The 16,767-nt window shown below is 55.1% G+C and carries 14 protein-coding genes and 5 pseudogenes; 9 read left to right on the top strand and 10 right to left on the bottom strand.

The window, feature by feature from the left end; genetic code table 11:
• Positions 1–898 (top strand): annotated as a pseudogene (locus tag JZM24_RS15295) (oligopeptide:H+ symporter); the annotation flags it as partial.
• 96 nt (positions 899–994) lie between these two features.
• Here the strand turns inward: JZM24_RS15295 and pdxY are convergent.
• The 5 genes and pseudogenes from pdxY to JZM24_RS15270 form a co-directional block, all read right to left on the bottom strand.
• Positions 995–1,858 (bottom strand): pyridoxal kinase PdxY, encoded by an 864-nt coding sequence (pdxY, locus tag JZM24_RS15290; RefSeq protein WP_215670725.1) that lies wholly within the window; start codon positions 1,856–1,858, stop codon positions 995–997.
• Between the two features lie 78 nt (positions 1,859–1,936).
• Positions 1,937–3,211, bottom strand: a complete 1,275-nt coding sequence (gene tyrS / locus JZM24_RS15285; RefSeq protein WP_215670723.1) for a tyrosine--tRNA ligase — start codon at positions 3,209–3,211, stop codon at positions 1,937–1,939.
• Between the two features lie 115 nt (positions 3,212–3,326).
• Positions 3,327–3,947 (bottom strand): pyridoxamine 5'-phosphate oxidase, encoded by a 621-nt coding sequence (gene pdxH / locus JZM24_RS15280; RefSeq protein ID WP_215670721.1) that lies wholly within the window; start codon positions 3,945–3,947, stop codon positions 3,327–3,329.
• A 61-nt stretch (positions 3,948–4,008) separates the two neighbouring features.
• Positions 4,009–4,335 (bottom strand): annotated as a pseudogene (locus JZM24_RS15275) (MliC family protein).
• 73 nt (positions 4,336–4,408) lie between these two features.
• A pseudogene (locus JZM24_RS15270) lies at positions 4,409–5,408 on the bottom strand (anhydro-N-acetylmuramic acid kinase).
• A 326-nt stretch (positions 5,409–5,734) separates the two neighbouring features.
• Here JZM24_RS15270 and slyB point away from each other — a divergent pair.
• Positions 5,735–6,202 carry an outer membrane lipoprotein gene (gene slyB / locus JZM24_RS15265; protein WP_215670718.1) on the top strand — a complete coding sequence of 156 codons (468 nt, stop codon included), beginning with the start codon at positions 5,735–5,737 and terminating at the stop codon, positions 6,200–6,202.
• A 96-nt stretch (positions 6,203–6,298) separates the two neighbouring features.
• On the opposite strand, the gene slyA is transcribed toward slyB, so the two are convergent.
• Positions 6,299–6,733: a transcriptional regulator SlyA gene (gene slyA / locus JZM24_RS15260; RefSeq protein WP_074011882.1), complete on the bottom strand. Its 435-nt coding sequence runs from the start codon at positions 6,731–6,733 to the stop codon at positions 6,299–6,301.
• Positions 6,734–7,773: 1,040 nt separating this feature from the next.
• Positions 7,774–8,019 carry a DUF1289 domain-containing protein gene (locus JZM24_RS15255; protein WP_215670716.1) on the bottom strand — a complete coding sequence of 82 codons (246 nt, stop codon included), beginning with the start codon at positions 8,017–8,019 and terminating at the stop codon, positions 7,774–7,776.
• Positions 8,020–8,198: 179 nt separating this feature from the next.
• On the opposite strand from JZM24_RS15255, the gene gloA reads away from it, so the two are divergent.
• Together gloA and rnt are read left to right on the top strand one after the other, a co-directional pair.
• Positions 8,199–8,606 carry a lactoylglutathione lyase gene (gloA, locus tag JZM24_RS15250; RefSeq protein ID WP_215670714.1) on the top strand — a complete coding sequence of 136 codons (408 nt, stop codon included), beginning with the start codon at positions 8,199–8,201 and terminating at the stop codon, positions 8,604–8,606.
• Positions 8,607–8,735: 129 nt separating this feature from the next.
• Positions 8,736–9,437, top strand: coding sequence for a ribonuclease T (gene rnt / locus JZM24_RS15245; RefSeq protein ID WP_215670713.1), 702 nt, complete (start codon positions 8,736–8,738; stop codon positions 9,435–9,437).
• Between the two features lie 150 nt (positions 9,438–9,587).
• On the opposite strand, the gene JZM24_RS15240 is transcribed toward rnt, so the two are convergent.
• Entirely contained in the window at positions 9,588–9,938 is a 351-nt protein-coding gene (locus tag JZM24_RS15240) for a Grx4 family monothiol glutaredoxin (protein WP_215670711.1), read from the bottom strand.
• A gap of 392 nt (positions 9,939–10,330) precedes the next feature.
• Between JZM24_RS15240 and JZM24_RS19825 the strand changes: the two genes are divergently transcribed.
• Both JZM24_RS19825 and JZM24_RS19820 read left to right on the top strand, forming a co-directional pair.
• Entirely contained in the window at positions 10,331–10,675 is a 345-nt protein-coding gene (locus tag JZM24_RS19825; protein ID WP_376775558.1) for a hypothetical protein, read from the top strand.
• Positions 10,676–10,785: 110 nt separating this feature from the next.
• Positions 10,786–11,213, top strand: a pseudogene (locus JZM24_RS19820) (C40 family peptidase); the annotation flags it as partial.
• Between the two features lie 188 nt (positions 11,214–11,401).
• Here JZM24_RS19820 and cydH read toward each other — a convergent pair.
• Positions 11,402–11,491: a cytochrome bd-I oxidase subunit CydH gene (cydH, locus tag JZM24_RS15230; RefSeq protein WP_215670709.1), complete on the bottom strand. Its 90-nt coding sequence runs from the start codon at positions 11,489–11,491 to the stop codon at positions 11,402–11,404.
• Positions 11,492–11,711: 220 nt separating this feature from the next.
• Between cydH and purR the strand changes: the two genes are divergently transcribed.
• Complete coding sequence (gene purR / locus JZM24_RS15225) at positions 11,712–12,731, top strand: HTH-type transcriptional repressor PurR (RefSeq protein ID WP_215670707.1); 1,020 nt, start codon at positions 11,712–11,714, stop codon at positions 12,729–12,731.
• A 476-nt stretch (positions 12,732–13,207) separates the two neighbouring features.
• A complete protein-coding gene (cfa, locus tag JZM24_RS15220; RefSeq protein WP_215670705.1) occupies positions 13,208–14,344 on the top strand; it encodes a cyclopropane fatty acyl phospholipid synthase in 1,137 nt (378 codons plus the stop codon).
• Between the two features lie 78 nt (positions 14,345–14,422).
• Here cfa and JZM24_RS15215 read toward each other — a convergent pair whose 3' ends face one another.
• Complete coding sequence (locus tag JZM24_RS15215) at positions 14,423–15,040, bottom strand: riboflavin synthase subunit alpha (protein ID WP_215670703.1); 618 nt, start codon at positions 15,038–15,040, stop codon at positions 14,423–14,425.
• A 237-nt stretch (positions 15,041–15,277) separates the two neighbouring features.
• On the opposite strand from JZM24_RS15215, the pseudogene JZM24_RS15210 reads away from it, so the two are divergent.
• A pseudogene (locus JZM24_RS15210) lies at positions 15,278–16,622 on the top strand (MATE family efflux transporter).
• The last annotated feature ends 145 nt before the right edge of the window (positions 16,623–16,767 follow it).

Raw genomic sequence — 16,767 nt, 5'->3', positions numbered from 1 at the left:
TATGGTTCAGCACCGGATTTCGTGGCGCTTAAATGGTCGCGTATGCTGGCGGTCATCGCCGGTATCCTGATACTAATCCCCTTGGCCACCTGGCTGCTGTATCATCAGGAAATCGCGCGGATGGCGCTCGGCGCGGTGACGATCGGCATTTTGCTGGTCTTCGCCTATGAAACGCTGCGCCTCGAGGGCGCGGCGCCGTATGCTGGTGGCGTTAATCATGATGCTTGAGGCGGTGGTTTTCTTCGTGCTCTATAGCCAGATGCCGACCTCCCTCAACTTTTTTGCCATTCACAACGTGGAAACCTCGCTCTTGGGTCTGCAGTTTGAACCGGAGCAGTTTCAGGCCCTGAACCCTTTCTGGATCATGCTTGCCAGCCCGTTGCTGGTGGCGGGCTATAATCGCCTGGGCGACAAGCTGCCGACGCCGTTCAAGTTCGCCATTGGCATGGTGTTGTGTTCGCTGGCCTTCCTGGTACTGCCGCTGGGTGCACGTTTCGCCAGCGATGCCGGTATCGTCTCGATCCACTGGCTCATTCTCAGCTATGCGTTACAAAGCATCGGTGAGTTAATGATCTCCGGCCTGGGTCTGGCCATGGTGGCACAGCTGGTGCCTCAGCGGTTGATGTGGTTTATTATGGGCGCCTGGTTCCTGACCACCGCTGCGGCGGCGATTATTGCCGGCTTTGTCGCCAACTTATCCACGGTCACGTCGCATATGAGCGACCCGCACCACTCCCTGCAGGTGTATAGCCACGTGTTTTTGCAGATAGGCATCTGCACCGGTGTCATCGCCGTGTTGATGCTGGCGTTCGCGCCGAAGCTTAACCGCCTGGCGCGGACAGACGAGGCGACGCAACCGGTGCAAAATAATATGACCCCGGTGACGCAGGGCGAATAAGCGCCCGCCGTTCGCCGCAAACAAAAACCGGCCCTTGACGGGGCCGGTTTAGTGCAAAGACTGTTAAACGCACCGCCACAGAAGCCTGTCCGACGCTTACATCACCGGTGATGCCGGGAAATGATGTTGCGGCAGTGCGATCTGGTCTTGCGCCGCCACCACCCGCAGTTCATACTCTCCGGCCTCTTTGGTCTGCTTCATGACCTCATACACCGCTGCGGTGACATGTTCCAGCGCTTTCTGCGGGCTTAACCCTTTAAGCAAATTGACCAGCAGCAGGCCGCTGGTGAGATCACCAACCCCCACCGGCTGGCGGGCGCCGAAATCCACCAGCGGGCGGCGGGTATGCCACGCCCCGTCGGCGGTCACCAGCAACATCTCGAAGCTTTGGCTATCATAGCCGGCATAGCTGAGATGTTTCACCAGCACCATGCGCGGCCCGCGTTGCATCAATTCACGGGCGGTGGCGATCGCGTCGTCCACCGAGCTTACGCGATGCCCGCTGAGCTGCTCCAGCTCAAGCAAATTCGGCGCAATGATATCGGCGGCTGGCAGACCGGCTTTACAGTGGAATTCCGCCACGCCAGGCGCGACTATACAGCCCTTATCCGGGTCGCCCATCACCGGATCCAGCAAGTAAAGGGCGGCGGGGTTCGCCTGCTTGACCTGTTGCACAATGGCCAGAATATGCTCTCCCTGCTCTGGTGCGCCGATATAACCGCTCAGCACCGCGTCACAGCGTTTTAGACCATCGATTGCCGCTATCCCTTTGACTATCTCGGTCAGATGTGTGGCGGGCATCACGCAGCCGGTCCACTGCCCATATTGGGTGTGGTTAGAAAACTGTACGGTATTGAGCGGCCAGACATTGACGCCCATCCGGCGCATGGGAAACACCGCCGAGCTATTGCCCGCATGGCCGAAAACCACGTGAGACTGGATAGAGAGAACATTCTTCATCAAAAATCGCCTTACACATCTTCGGCTCGCGGCCGTCACACATAAGAAAGGGGCCCGAGGCCCCTGCCAGAAATCCCGCTATTGCCAATTGAGCAGACAATAGTGTTTTTTGCCCCGGCGCAGTAGAGTATACCGGCCATACAGCCTGTCGGCATCATTGAAGACATAGTCTGCCGACGCCTGCTTTTCGCCGTTGACCGCCACCGCGTTGGAGCTTATCAATGTCCGGGCCTGACCGCGTGACGGCACCAGTTCCGCCGCCACCAGCGCCTGCTGCAAATCCGCGTCGCGCGCCAGGTTGACCGTCGGCATGCCGTCCTGGGCAAGCTGGGCGAAATCCTCTTCGGTCAAATTGGCCAACGCGCCGTAAAACAGACTGGCGTTGATACGCTTCGCCGCCGCCAGCCCCTGCTCGCCGTGGACCATGCGGGTCACCTCTTCCGCCAGAACATACTGGGCGCGCGGTGCTTTATCACTGGCGCGATCCTCTTGTTCCAGCGCGTCGATCGCCGCAAGCTCGAGGAAAGTAAAAAATTTCAAGAAACGATACACGTCGCTGTCGGCGGTATTGATCCAGAACTGATAGAACTTATAAGGACTGCTCTTGCTGGGATCGAGCCATACAGCGCCGCCCTCGGTTTTGCCGAATTTGGTGCCGTCGGTTTTGGTAATCAGCGGCACCGTCAGGCCGTAAACGGTGTTTTGATGCAGCCGGCGCGTCAAATCGATGCCAGAGGTTATATTGCCCCACTGGTCAGAGCCGCCTATTTGCAGCGCCACGCCGTATTGCTTGCTCAGGCAGGCGAAATCATAACCCTGCAGCAAATTATAAGAAAACTCGGTAAACGAAATACCGCTGTCATCGCGGTTCAACCGCTGCTTTACCGCCTCTTTGTTGATCATTTGATTGACGGAAAAGTGTTTACCGATATCGCGCAGGAACGTCAGCACGTTCATCGAGCCAAACCAGTCGTAGTTGTTGGCGGCGACGGCGCTGTTATCGCCACAGTCAAAATCGAGGAACGGCGATACCTGACGTTTGATTTTCTCCACCCATTGCTGGACGGTTTCTGTGGTATTCAGCTTACGCTCGGTGGCTTTAAAACTGGGGTCTCCGATAAGACCGGTAGCCCCTCCTACCAGCGCCACCGGTCGATGCCCGGCCAGTTGAAAGCGTTTGAGGCACAGCAATGGCACCAAATGCCCCAAATGCAAGCTGTCGGCGGTGGGATCGAAACCGCAATACAGCGCGATTGGCCCAGCCGCCAACCGTTCAGCCAGCGCCTTCTCATCCGTGACCTGGGCAATCAGGCCCCGCTCTTGCAATTGTTGTATCAGGTTACTGCTTGCCATCAAAAACTCCATTATCATTGAAAAGAAAAAAGGACACAACACCCCGCGCCGGCGTTGGCCGGCACGCGCACCCGTCCTTAAAAAAACGCTATCAGGCCGCCGTGGGTCAGCGCAGTTACGGCGCCAGCCGGTCAATGTGCCAAGCGCCGTTTTCGCGTCGATAGAGAAACCTGTCGTGCAGCCGGTGTTCACCCCCCTGCCAGAACTCTATCGCATCGATGGTCACCCGGTAACCGCCCCAGAAACTCGGCAGCGGCACCTCACCTTGGGCAAATTTTTGTTTCAGCTCGAGGAATTTACTTTCCAGCACGCCGCGGGCGGAAATACGGCTGGACTGGCGCGAGACCCAAGCGCTTATTTGACTGTCGCGGGTACGGCTATGAAAGTACTTCATCACATCGATAACCGACAGGCGCTCCAGCGCGTGCCAGGGAAAATGCAGGCTGATGCGCGGGTTGTGCGCCAGATGCGTGGCTTTGCGGCTGCCAAGGTTGGTGTAAAACACCATCCCCTGATGGTCAAAATGTTTTAACAGTACCAGCCGCTGGTACGGCTGACCGTTGGCGTCCACGGTGCCCACACTCATGGCGGTGGCATCGGGAAGCTGCGCGGCGCAGGCTTGTTTTAGCCATTGCTCAAACAAGTCCATGGGCTCCGCCGTTAAATCGGCGCGACGGAGTCCGCCTCGGGTATATTCCCTGCGCAGGGCGGCAATATCGATTAAATGTTCAGTCATAATGTGCTGAAAATGCGGCAATGAAAGCCGTTATTGTGCGCCGTGACGCTGAAAATCTCAATCATTTACCCGCAGCGCTCTGGATGACGCAATCATCCACAATAATTTTGTCCTGTCGCTCGATAAATGCGCGCTCGCCCTTCGACTAGAAGCTGTATTGGCCATCACTATAGCGGGCGCCGGAGGCGGTGGCGACCTGCGGTAAACTCAACTGCTGTCCATCAAGAATAAAGTTCACCCGCTCGCGGGCATTATCCAGCGTCACGGTCAGCGGCAACGTACCGCATTGGTAGTGTAAGGTCTCCGTTGATGCCTCACGGTCGCCATGATAGATACACGCGGAGGCAGCCAGCGTCAGAGAAAGGATTAACATAGGGTTGCGTATCATGTTTAGGTCCTGTGGTATGATGTAAACACCGCCTCAGCGGGCGCGCAATCTTCGGCATCCCCAGTGGCCGGGGTTATAACTTCACCGCCACGGGCATGACCGGATAAATCGCCCCCAACAGCGTTTCTTCCCGGGCGCCGGTGACAGAAGGCAGATTACCCGGCAAGCCGGATAAGGTCCGAAACGCCAGCCAGGCAAACGCCAGCGCCTCCATATCATCGCCGCTTACGCCGAATTTATCGGTGTGGCTAACTTCAATGCCCGGCAGCAACGCCGACAATCGGTTCATCACCAGCGGATTGCGCGCGCCGCCACCGCAGACCAGCAAATGTTCACAGCCACCGCACAACAGCACCTGCTGTGCGATAGTGCGTACGGTCAGCTCCGCCAGCAGGTGTTGCAGCAATCCCTGATGCACTAGCCCGCTGCGGGCCCAGCGGCCGTCCTGATCATAAGGCGCCTTGCGGTGCCGCCAGGTCCAGGCATCCAGCAGCATATTGCCGGGTCCGGTATTAAAGCCGCGGATCGGCTGACCCGGCAGCAGTAGAGACAGATTGGCAATGCCACCGATATTCAATACCATCCGCCGTTCCTGGGGATGCGCCAGCAGCGCGTGGTGGAAAGCCGGCACCAGCGGCGCGCCCTGCCCGCCCAGCGCCATATCCCGCCGGCGAAAATCACCCACGGTGGTTATCCCAGTCATGGCGGCGATGCGGTTATTATCACCAATTTGCAGGGTACAGGGGGCGGCCCCGTCCGGTTCGTGCCAGACGGTTTGTCCATGACAGGCGATGGCGGTTACCTCGTGCGGCGCCACGCCGGTCTGTTGCAGTAAACTTAGCACCGCCTCGGCGAACAAAATGCCAAGTCGGGTGTCCAATTGTCCGAATCTCGAAAGGGTCACCGCCTGCCCCTGGCACATTCGCCAGGATTTGCTGTTTGATAGGCAGCGGAATAGGATGGCAGTAGCGGGCCTGCTGCGCCACGGTGTGCTCATCGAGCGCTGCCAGTACCACATCGATACCGTCCAGACTGGTGCCGGACATGATGCCTATATAGCGTCCGGTTCTCATTTCACTCCCTCTCCCCCGTGCGGTAATGTGACATAATAAGGGTAACTTACCGAGCTTTACGGCAGGAGGACATGAGAATTCACGCAAAATGCCAGGTTATTACGAATTCGGTAATGATAAAACAAGACCTTAGTGTAATTAAGATTTTATTATCTAACTATCTTAGTTCGTTTATTCGCAGTTTATCTTTTTTTCGATATAATTGTCTGTAGTCTCTGCGCGTTTCAGGGCACTTCGATTCCCTACACCGGCGCATGTAGTTTTAACCGTTTACCCGCTTCTGTCCGGGATTGCCGGGCAGAACGGCATGTTAACTGGAGTTTTTTATGATGAAACGTTTGATCGTGGTGGCCCTGGCCGGTATAACGCTTGCGGGTTGCGCCAACAATAACACCTTGTCCGGTGATGTTTACTCCGCATCGGATGCCAAACAGGTTCAAAGCGTGACGTACGGCACCTTGGTAGGGGTACGTCCGGTACAAATTCAGGGCGGTGAAGACTCTAATGTCATCGGCGCAATCGGTGGCGCAGTGCTGGGCGGATTTCTGGGGAATACGGTCGGGGGCGGCAGCGGCCGCAGCCTGGCAACCGCGGCGGGCGCCGTGGCCGGCGGCGTAGCGGGTTCAAGCGTCGAGGGCGCAGTAAACCGGACGCAGGGCGTGGAGCTTGAAGTGCGTAAAGACGACGGTAATACCATCATGGTGGTCCAGAAACAGGGTAATACCCGTTTCAGCGTTGGACAGCGCGTGGCGCTTGCCAGCAACGGCCGCACTATCACCGTATCGCCGCGCTAACCCACCGCTTACGCGCAACCGCACTGTTTGCGCGCAGCAAAAAACCGGCCCTGGGGCCGGTTTTTTTGCTCACGTCAGTGCCGTGTACGTAACGCATCAAGACTTGTTATAAAGCTCCAGAATATTCTTTTCCAGTTTGGCAATCATATTGCTCAGCAACTGAATCTCCTCCTGGCTAATGCCATTAAGAATTTCATCTCGAGTGCTGTCGATAACATTGTTCACTTCTTTGATAATAGGTTCAGCAGATTCGGTCAGTTTGATCCGCTTAGCCCGGCGGTCATTTGCGCAGGTGTGCCGGGTGATGAGCCCTTTTTCTTCGAGCTGATCCAGCGTCCGCACCAACGAGGGCTGTTCGATACCGATAGCCTTCGCCAGTTGAATCTGAGACTGCTCTGGCGGTAACTGGCAAATATTATGTAAAGTGATCCAATGCGTCTGTGTGAGTTCTAAAGGCTTTAAACGGTGGTCAATTAAAGCCCGCCATACTCGAACAAGTCGCGCCAAATCTGATCCTAATGGCGATTCCAATTCTCTCTCCTTATAATTAAGCTGATTAAGCTTGCTCCCTGGATTCCCATCCATCCTAATGGGTGGATGAGCAAATTACAAATATATATACCCATAACCTAAGCATTATGTAGAGATCGATGTAAGCGGCATATTCTTCCTTAATAAAAATTGGACGTCACACACACGCGCCGTTTGCGACGTAAACTCCCGATCGCGCCAGGACACGCGGCGTTCTGCCCCCACTGATTCCCTTGTGGTTTTAACGCGCTGGCAGACATCAAGGGCCTCCCCGCAGAAGCCAACGCAGCCGGCTTTCACGCTGACGGGCCGGACGGCTTATTCATAACTGTAACACTATTATTGCCACATACGTAGTTTATTGTTAATTTAAGTTAAATGAAGATATAACAAATATCAATATCCCATGTATTCAGTAGCATATTGTAATTTAAATATATAAATAACTATTTAATGCATTATAAGTTATAATGAAGAAAAAACCACAGTTTCATGGCTATTTTTTAGCTAATTATCACCAAATTATGACGTTATTTCCCCGCCGTTAAAATGCTTTCTCTTTTCAGGAAAATACTCCTCCCGCCTGGCTATTGTCGCCCGATGACGAAAGATTATCCATAGCGCACCGGGCTGAAAGCCATTTATTATCGCTTCGCGTTAGGTTCTATTTCGGACGGTGATATTCGGTGGTTTACCCTCAATCATTGTCCGGGAATTACCGGCTATCGTTTTGTTAACCCAATCGCGCCCGTAGCGCCGGCGTCAGACGACGCGACCGCTATGGTCAACGCTGTGGGCCATCGCCCGGGAATTGCCTCATCCACGCTGTAGGCCGTCGCCCGAAATTTTCCTCGTTCACGCCGAAGGCCAACCGCCAGGAAAACGTTAATAATGATGCACCCCGCAGGCTATGCTACACCCGATAGCGGCGGCAAACTTAACCAGAAGCTCAAGGGCGCTCAACCTGAAAAATGCATTCGGCTTGCCGCGAAGCCCAGCGGCGAGACCGGCACCACGTGCGAGGCCCGGTACTACGGCACTTAAAACAACGAGGGTTGTTCCGGCTGGTCCAGCAAAACGTCACCCCCGGCGGCGGCGCGGCGCAGCCGCAGATAGCGCTGGTGGCAAAGCCGCAGCACTTCCCGTTTTTGACTGTCGTTCATCCCACCCCACTGAAAACGTTCGTCCCGGCTGCGCAGGCAACCGCGACAATAGCCCCTGGCATCTGATTGGCATACGCCGCGGCAAGGGTTGGGCAGGCTGAAAAATTCAAGTTGTTCCGCCACATGACCTCCTCTGCCTCTAAAGTGAAGACGGCATTTTCTCCGCTGGCAAGTTATTTTTTACCCAGCGGTCCGACATTCTGTGCTAACGGGCGGCATTGAAGCGGTTTTACCCCGCAGGCTATACTGAGGGTTCTTCACTTAACACGGCCGCACCGACCGTGATGGCTCACGAGGACATTATGCGTTTATTACATACCATGTTACGGGTAGGCGATTTGCAACGCGCTATTGATTTTTACACCAAAACGCTTGAAATGCGACTCCTGCGCACCAGCGAAAATCAGGAATACAAATATACGCTGGCGTTCGTCGGCTACACCGACGAAAGTGAAGGCGCGGTTATCGAGCTTACCTACAACTGGGGCGTGGACAGCTACGACTTAGGCAGCGCCTATGGTCATATCGCTCTGGGGGCGGACAATGCGGCGGCCGCCTGTGAACGTATTCGCCAGGCCGGGGGTAAAGTCACCCGCGAAGCCGGGACGGTGAAAGGCGGTAGTACCATCATTGCCTTCATCGAAGATCCCGACGGCTACAAAATTGAACCGATTGAGAACAAACACGCCGGTCAAGGCGTTGGCAATTAACTCCGTTTGCACGGCCGTAACCTGCGGGTTCACGGTCGTTTCTCCCTGCCACGGCGACATAACTCGCCATGCAAGACGTACCAAAATTTGCCATAATGGCGGCTGAATTCACTGAACATAAGATTAGGCATGGCTGAACTAGACAATATAAATACCCTCCGCGCCCGCTTTCGTGGTTTTTATCCGGTTGTCATTGATGTGGAAACCGCGGGGTTCAATGCCGGGACCGATGCCCTGCTGGAAATTGCCGCCGTGACCTTAAAGATGGATGACGATGGCTGGTTGCACGCCGACAATACCTTGCATTTCCATGTCGAACCCTTTCCCGGCGCGCTTCTGCAGCCGGAAGCGCTGGCCTTTAACGGTATCGACCCGCACAACCCCTTGCGCGGCGCGGTTAGCGAGTATGAATCCTTGCATGAAATTTTTAAAATGGTGCGTAAAGGGATTAAAGATCAAGACTGCAACCGCGCCATTATCGTCGCCCACAATGCCGCTTTCGATCACGGCTTCCTGATGGCCGCCGCCGCCCGCGCCGGTTTAAAACGCAACCCTTTCCATCCTTTTGCCACTTTTGATACGGCGGCGCTGAGCGGGCTGGTGCTCGGCCAGACCGTACTGGCGAAAGCCTGCGCCGCGGCCGGCATCGCCTTTGACAGCGGCAAAGCGCATTCTGCGCTGTACGATACCGAACGTACCGCGACGCTGTTTTGTGAATTGGTAAACCGCTGGAAACGTATGGGCGGCTGGCCGGTCGCGCTACCTGCCCAGGACGACGAAGCAGAAACCGTTGCCGCGCAGGATGGCACCACCCCCACTATCGACTTGTAAATATGCAGCTCGGCGACGTGCGCACCAAAAAAACCACCCGCCCTGCTGCGGGTGGTCTTTTGCGGTCAGGGTGAAACCTCGCCGCGGCGCCAGCGCCAGACGGCGCAGGGCAAACTAAACTCAGCGCGTTATCCCTCTGCAAACAGTAACTTATTGCTGAGCATTATCCGTTTGCGAATTGTATTTTACCGCGGTTTCCTTAATGAGCGGCTGCAGTTCGCCGCGCTGATACATCTCGATAATGATGTCGCAGCCGCCGACAAGCTCACCATCCACCCACAGCTGCGGGAAGGTGGGCCAATTGGCGAATTTCGGCAGTTCAGCACGAATATCCGGATTGGTCAGCACATCAACATAGGCGAAACGCTCGCCGCAGGCGGAAAGCGCCTGTACCGCCTGGGCGGAAAAACCGCAGCCCGGTAATTTTGGCGAGCCTTTCATGTATAGGAGAATCGGATTCTCGGCGATCTGTTGCTGAATTTTTTCGATAGTCGTAGTCATTGTCTCGCTTCCTTAAGCCAGGGGCTGGCTTTTATTTATCGTGCATCGTATCTGACGTAATTCACTATTCTAACGATTCCCTGGGGAAGATTTAAATGCTTTTTCTAAGTTTGACGTGCCTACAGTCTTCAGCTGGACCGGCGAATGCCTACCCCCCCTGACGGGTCTTGCGACCCTTGCGATAACACTTTTTTGCGTCTAGGTGGGTTAACAACTTGTAAAGGCGTTGTTTTTTACGACGAGCGTCGCGCAAAAACCCGACAAATGCGCGGTTATTCACGTTTATTCACACTCTGTATGAAAATACGGATGCATTAGGTCTTCAAATAGCTTAAATTCAGCGGAGTCGTCATTTCCCCCCCGACTTTGGGCCACAGAGGATAGCGTTTATCATGCGTTTATGCTTTACGCTTTTTGTGCTGCTGTTTACCCAGCTCTTTCTCAATATTGCGCACGCCGCGCCGAATGCGGGAGTGAATGCCGATCAACGTAAATCGCAGGCCAGCGCGGCCAAAACCGACGATCGGCGCAAGCGCAAGCCCGTTAAGCTGCTGAAAAAGACCCGCAGCGCGGAAAGCGAACATCTGCGTCATCCCGAGGCGAAAACCGACGCCGCCAAACCGCCGCCAGCCCGCGCACTAAGACGGCAAATACCGCCGCCGTTAACCCCAAAGCCGCCAAGGTGGCTAAAAGCAAAACCACCGCTTCCCGCCACCCGCCTGCCAGCGCTCGCGTGACGCACAGCCTGGCTTCCCGCACCGGGGCGAAAAAACGCTACGGCCGCCATCGCGGCGGTGTGGCTGCTCAAACCGCCGCCACCGCAGCGGGTGGGCAACCCTTACGTATGAGCGAAAGCCATAAAGTGCGCTATCAGCACGCCAAATTGACGGCGATGGCAAAATTGATGTCGCAGGTGGGTAAGCCCTATCGCTGGGGCGGTAAATCGCCGACCACCGGTTTTGATTGCAGCGGTCTGATTTATTACGCCTATAAGGATTTGATCCGGGTGCCGCTACCGCGCACCGCGAATGAAATGTACCATCTGCGCGACGCGGCACCGGTGAAAAAAGCGAACTGGAAAGCGGCGATCTGGTGTTCTTCCGTATTCGCAACCGTGGCACGGCGGATCATGTGGGCGTCTATCTGGGCAATGGCCGCTTCATTCAGTCGCCTCGGACCGGGCGCGACATCCGTATTAACTATCTGAGTGAAGATTACTGGCAGGATCATTATATCGGCGCCCGCCGCGTGATGACGCCCACCACCATTCGTTGAGAAAAGCCGCGCCGTAATCTCTCGCCCGGCTCCCCATCGGCCGGCCTGGCATTCCCCTGAATTGAAAACCACCGTCCCGCGCACAGCCCGACGACCCGCGCCCCCCGCACGGACAAAAAAGGGCGTGAGCGCCCTTTTCACCTTCTGAATCAGTCCCGGCACAGCGCCGGACTCACCGCTTGCGCGAATCAGTTTAATACGGCGGTGAAGCTGAAAATCACAATGACCAGCAGGGAGAAGACGGTCGTCATTAACGACAAGGCTAAATCGCGACTCATAACATTTCCTTTGAACGCTTTGGCTTCAGGTGGTTGACCTGGTATTCATTCGGTCTTCATCTTGCCACACCTTAGGCCAAAAAGCATGTCCCGCCGACGTGAGAACGCATATAACGCTTTCACTTTAGCGGCAAATCGAGGAAAATTGCCTTTTGTTGGCAGGCAAACGATTCACTTAGCATTTTACCCTGCTGCCGGGGTATTCAGGAGTAGTTTAGACATGGCAACCATAAAAGATGTAGCCAAACACGCGGGGGTATCAACGACCACGGTTTCGCATGTAATCAATAAAACCCGCTTCGTGGCGCCGGACACCAAACGCGCCGTTTGGGATGCCATAAAACAGCTCAGCTACTCCCCCAGCGCGGTGGCGCGCAGTTTGAAAGTTAACCGCACCAAATCTATCGGCCTGCTGGCCAGCACCAGCGAAGCCCCCTATTTTGCCGAGATAATCGAAGCCATCGAACATCAATGTTTCGCCAAGGGCTACACCCTTATCCTGTGCAACTCCCATAACGAAGCGTCAAAACAGCAGGCCTATCTGCAAATGCTGGCGCAAAAGCGGGTCGACGGGTTACTTGTCATGTGCGCTGAATATCCGGAGGCGCTGTTGTCGCTACTGGAAGAATATCGCCACATTCCCATGGTTGTCATGGATTGGGGCGAGGTGCACGGGGATTTTACCGATACCATTATCGACAATGCCTTTGCCGGCGGCTATATGGCTACCCGCTATTTGCTCGAGCGTGGGCATCGGGATATCGGCGCCATTCCCGGCCAGCTGGCGCGCAATACCGGCGGCGGACGCCACCGCGGCTATCTTCATGCCCTCAAGGAGGCCGGGATTACCCCTAACGAGGCGTGGATTGTTCAGGGTGATTTCGAGCCGTCTTCCGGTCACCGCGCCATGCAACATATTCTTGCTCAGCGCCACCCTCCCAGCGCGATATTTTGCGGCGGCGACGAGATGGCGATGGGCGCCCTGTGTGCGATTCATGAGCAAGGGTTGCGCGTACCGCAAGATATTTCGATCATCGGCTACGATAATGTCAGCCACTCGCGTTATTTCACCCCGGCGCTGACCACCGTCTATCAACCCAAGGCGGTATTGGGAGAGTCTGCGCTGACCATGCTGCTCGATAGGATCATCAACAAGCGTGAGGCCGCGCAGACGATCGAAGTCCACCCGACATTGGTGGAGCGCAGCTCGGTGGCCGACGGCCCTTACCGCTCCCGCTAGTTTCCCACCGCCGCCGCTCGCGGCACGTCCCCGTGCAAAACGGGGGCCTCACGAACGGCGCGCGGCGTTGCATGCGGTGCTTACCGCTGCCGATACCCCCTCATTGCCTGCATGAATAATAACTCTTTAGGCTAATAAACTCTGTGATAATGGTGACTATTTATTATTTTTATCATTGACTTAGTCACTCATCCCTAATCCTGTTTTTGGAGTTGTCTAAAGCCGGATGCAGGCTTATACTCAATTACGTTAACAATTATAACGAGTTTTCAATTCATTTTCGCTTAGGGACATAATGTTTACTCATGCCTGTATTTTTGGGCAAAGCAGCCGGTTTAACAGCCATTCTGAGTTTCTATTCCTCTGTTAATTTTGTATCAGACACCACGGGCTACCGTGGATTCTTATAAAAGCTCGCAGGCAGAGCCTGGCTCTTCCTGACGAGGTATTTTCAGAAGAAAGGTGATGGAGAAGCTATGAGTTCCTCGTGTGTTGAAGACCTGAGCTTTCAAGATAACGCTTGGTATCGCATTGTCCATGAATTACTCGCTGAGGCCGACATTGAGATCAATGGATCGCATCCATTTGATATTCGCGTCAACAATCCGGATTTTTTTAAGCGCGTGTTACAGGACGGTTCGCTGGGCTTAGGTGAAAGTTATATGGATGGCTGGTGGGAATGCGAGCGGTTGGATATGTTTTTTCAGCGGGTTTTGCGCAGCGGGCTGGAAAATAAGCTTCCCCATCATTTAAAAGATACCCTGCGCTTCGCCGCGGCGCGGCTGACCAATCTCCAATCGCGTAAACGGGCCTGGATCGTCGGCAAGGAACATTATGATTTAGGCAATGACCTTTTCTCATTGATGCTAGATCCGTTTATGCAATATTCCTGCGGTTATTTGCCTCATGCCGACACACTGGCGCAGGCACAGCAAAATAAACTTGAGATGATTTGCCAGAAACTGCAACTCCAGCCCGGTATGTCGCTGCTCGACGTCGGCTGCGGCTGGGGCGGCCTGGCGCACTTTGCGGCACAGCATTACGGCGTCACTATTTCAGCCGAACAGCAAAAACTAGCGCAAAAGCGCTGTGAAGGACAGGATGTCACTATTTTGCTGCAGGATTATCGCGATCTGGATTTACAATTCGATCGCATTGTCTCGGTGGGGATGTTTGAGCACGTAGGGCCCAAAAATTACCACACCTATTTTGATGTGGTTGCCCGTAATCTGAAACCCGACGTGCTGTTTTTGTTGCACACTATCGGCGCCAATGAAACCGACATGAATGTTGATCCGTGGATCAACAAATATATTTTCCCGAATGGTTGCCTGCACTCTGTACGGCATATCGCCGCTGCCAGCGAGCCGCATTTTGTTATGGAAGACTGGCATAACTTCGGCGCGGATTATGATCGCACGCTGATGGCCTGGCTGGAACGCTTTATTGCCGCCTGGCCATCATTGAAGGGCAATTACTCCGAGCGTTTTTACCGTATGTTTACTTACTACCTTCAATCCTGCGCCGGGGCCTTCCGCGCCCGCAATATTCAACTTTGGCAGGTGTTGTTCAGCCCCCAAGGGGCGGAAGGCGGCTTGCGCGTCGCGCGTTAACCTCCCGCACCAACGTGTGCGCCGGCCCTCGTCGGCGCACACCTGCTCGTGAGTCAGCGTTTTACGCGCCTTTCTCCATCAGGTGCGTTCGCGCGCCGCCAATATCCGCTCCACGGTATCAACAATCGCCTGCGTCTGCGGGTCGATTTCGATATTGACGCTATCGCCCAGCCGTTTCTTGCCGAGCGTGGTGCGCAACAACGTTTCAGGTATGAGATGCACGCAAAAGCGGTTGCCTGCGACTTCCCCAACCGTCAAGCTGATACCGTCGACGCCGATATAGCCTTTATGCAGGATATACTTCATCAGCGCCCGATCCGGCACGCTGAACCAAATCTGGCGGTTATTTTCCGTTGTGACGATTTTGCTTAGTTCGGCGGTGCAGATAATATGCCCGGACATCAAGTGACCGCCAATTTCCGCTTGCAGGCTTGCCGCCCGTTCCACATTGACTTCATCGCCCATCATGAGCTGGCCCAAATTGGTCAGTCTGAGGGTTTCTTTCATCAGATCGAAACTCACCACATCGCCGGTTATCCCGGTAACCGTCAGACAGCAGCCGTTATGCGCCACCGAGGCGCCAATAGCCAAATCCGCCAACAGCGCAGCCGGCAAGCGGACATAATGGGTACGAAAATGATCTTTTTCTTCAATCGCGACAATGGGCACAGTGGCCTGAACAATCCCGGTAAACATGCGTTCTCCTCATCGGGCTACCCCAAACGTAATGGCGATCAGTTTGCCCCATAATATGACGAATTCCAAATACTGACACGGTGCAATAGAAGGCATATCCCGCATATCACGTCGTTTCCCTGCTATCTTCGCCGACGAAATGCTTTACACTATCCCGCTAAAAGGATCCTGCCAGGTAGATACCTCAGGATTTCCACTAATAAAGAAATTTTTTTCAAACGAAAGAAAGGTGTTTGCGTGCAAAATTATGTCAAGGAAGCGCGTATCCTGCTGGCTCTCGCCCTCCCGGTCATTTTCGCCCAAGTGTCACAGACGGCAATGGGGGTGGTGGATACCATCATGTCCGGCTCGGTAAGCGCTACCAATATGGCCGCGGTGGCGGTGGGAACGTCCATCTGGCTGCCGGTGATTTTATTTGGTCACGGTCTGCTGCTGGCGCTGACGCCGGTCATTGCCCAGCTTAATGGTTCCGGGCGCCGGGACCGGATTGCCCACCAAATCCGCCATGGCTTCTGGCTGGCGCTCGGCGTCTCGCTGGTCACTATGGTGTTGCTGTATAACAGTCATCTCGTCATCGACCATATGCACAGCGTCGAGCCGTTGCTGGCGGGGAAAGCGGTGGCGTTCTTGCGCTGTTTGCTGTGGGGCGCGCCGGGTTACTTGTTCTTTCAGGTGCTAAGCTGCCAATGCGAAGGGCTTTCCCGCACTAAACCCGGCATGGTGACAGGGTTCATCGGCCTGATGAGCAATATTCATATCAACTATGTCTTTATCCACGGCAAGCTCGGCATGCCGGCGCTGGCTGCGGCGTCGCGACCGCCTCGGTTTACTGGATAATGTTTCTGCTGCTGCGAGCCTACACGCGCCGGGCCAGCACGTTCCGCGATTTGCGCCTGGCGGGCGGGTGGCAAAAACCCGACTCGGTGGCGCTAAAGCGGCTGTTTGCGCTGGGTCTACCGGTGGCGCTGGCGCTATTTTTCGAGGTGGCGCTGTTGGTCGCGCCGTTAGGTATTGTTGCCGTTGCCGGCCACCAAATTGCGCTTAACTTTAGTTCGCTGATGTTTGTGCTGCCGCTGTCGCTAGGGGTGGCGGCCACCATCCGTATCGGCTATCGCCTAGGACAAGGTGACGTCGAGCAGGCTCGGGTCAGCGCCTGGTCCAGCCTGATGATAGGCGTCACGCTGGCTTGCTGCACCGCGCTGTTTACCAGCCTGCTGCGTGAGCGTATTGCCCTGTTATACAACGATACGCCGGCGGTGGTGACCATGGCCTCGCATTTGATGCTGCTGGCAGCCATCTATCAGATATCTGATTCTATACAGGTGATTGGTAACGGCGTGCTGCGCGGCTACAAGGATACCCGTTCTATCTTCTTTATCACCTTTACCGCCTATTGGCTGCTCGACCTGCACTGCGGCTATGTGCTGGCGCTGACGGATTGGCTGAGTCCCGCCATGGGGCCTAGCGGGTTTTGGGTCGGCTTTATTATCGGTCTTACCACTTCGCCATTCTGATGATGAGCCGCATGCGTTGGCTACAGCGGCAGACGCCCGCGCGGATTTTGCACCGGGCGGCGCGCTAAGGGGCGTAATGCGCCGTGAGCGGTGAAAAAGCCGGCTTAATGCACATTCCCTCGACAATCAATCGGTGTTCGGGAGAAAAAACGCGTTTTCCCCTTGCAAGGCGTGATAGAGCCCGTTAATATTCGTCGCGCTGGGCAGCAGGCA

The organism is Candidatus Sodalis endolongispinus (assembly GCF_018777395.1).
In the GTDB taxonomy this organism is placed as follows: Bacteria; Pseudomonadota; Gammaproteobacteria; order Enterobacterales; family Enterobacteriaceae; genus Sodalis_B; species Sodalis_B endolongispinus.
Note: the sequence above shows the minus strand (reverse complement) of the source record. Positions and strands in the feature narration are given on the sequence as shown.

What these genes read in the sequence shown, in the direction of transcription:
- cydH (WP_215670709.1), bottom strand. Translation starts at nt 11,491, where the DNA reads ATGAGTCGCGATTTAGCCTTGTCGTTAATGACGACCGTCTTCTCCCTG.
- pdxY (WP_215670725.1), bottom strand. Translation starts at nt 1,858, where the DNA reads ATGAAGAATGTTCTCTCTATCCAGTCTCACGTGGTTTTCGGCCATGCG.
- gloA (WP_215670714.1), top strand. Translation starts at nt 8,199, where the DNA reads ATGCGTTTATTACATACCATGTTACGGGTAGGCGATTTGCAACGCGCT.
- rnt (WP_215670713.1), top strand. Translation starts at nt 8,736, where the DNA reads ATGGCTGAACTAGACAATATAAATACCCTCCGCGCCCGCTTTCGTGGT.
- tyrS (WP_215670723.1), bottom strand. Translation starts at nt 3,211, where the DNA reads ATGGCAAGCAGTAACCTGATACAACAATTGCAAGAGCGGGGCCTGATT.
- JZM24_RS19825 (WP_376775558.1), top strand. Translation starts at nt 10,331, where the DNA reads ATGCGTTTATGCTTTACGCTTTTTGTGCTGCTGTTTACCCAGCTCTTT.
- cfa (WP_215670705.1), top strand. Translation starts at nt 13,208, where the DNA reads ATGAGTTCCTCGTGTGTTGAAGACCTGAGCTTTCAAGATAACGCTTGG.
- JZM24_RS15215 (WP_215670703.1), bottom strand. Translation starts at nt 15,040, where the DNA reads ATGTTTACCGGGATTGTTCAGGCCACTGTGCCCATTGTCGCGATTGAA.
- pdxH (WP_215670721.1), bottom strand. Translation starts at nt 3,947, where the DNA reads ATGACTGAACATTTAATCGATATTGCCGCCCTGCGCAGGGAATATACC.
- purR (WP_215670707.1), top strand. Translation starts at nt 11,712, where the DNA reads ATGGCAACCATAAAAGATGTAGCCAAACACGCGGGGGTATCAACGACC.
- JZM24_RS15240 (WP_215670711.1), bottom strand. Translation starts at nt 9,938, where the DNA reads ATGACTACGACTATCGAAAAAATTCAGCAACAGATCGCCGAGAATCCG.
- slyB (WP_215670718.1), top strand. Translation starts at nt 5,735, where the DNA reads ATGATGAAACGTTTGATCGTGGTGGCCCTGGCCGGTATAACGCTTGCG.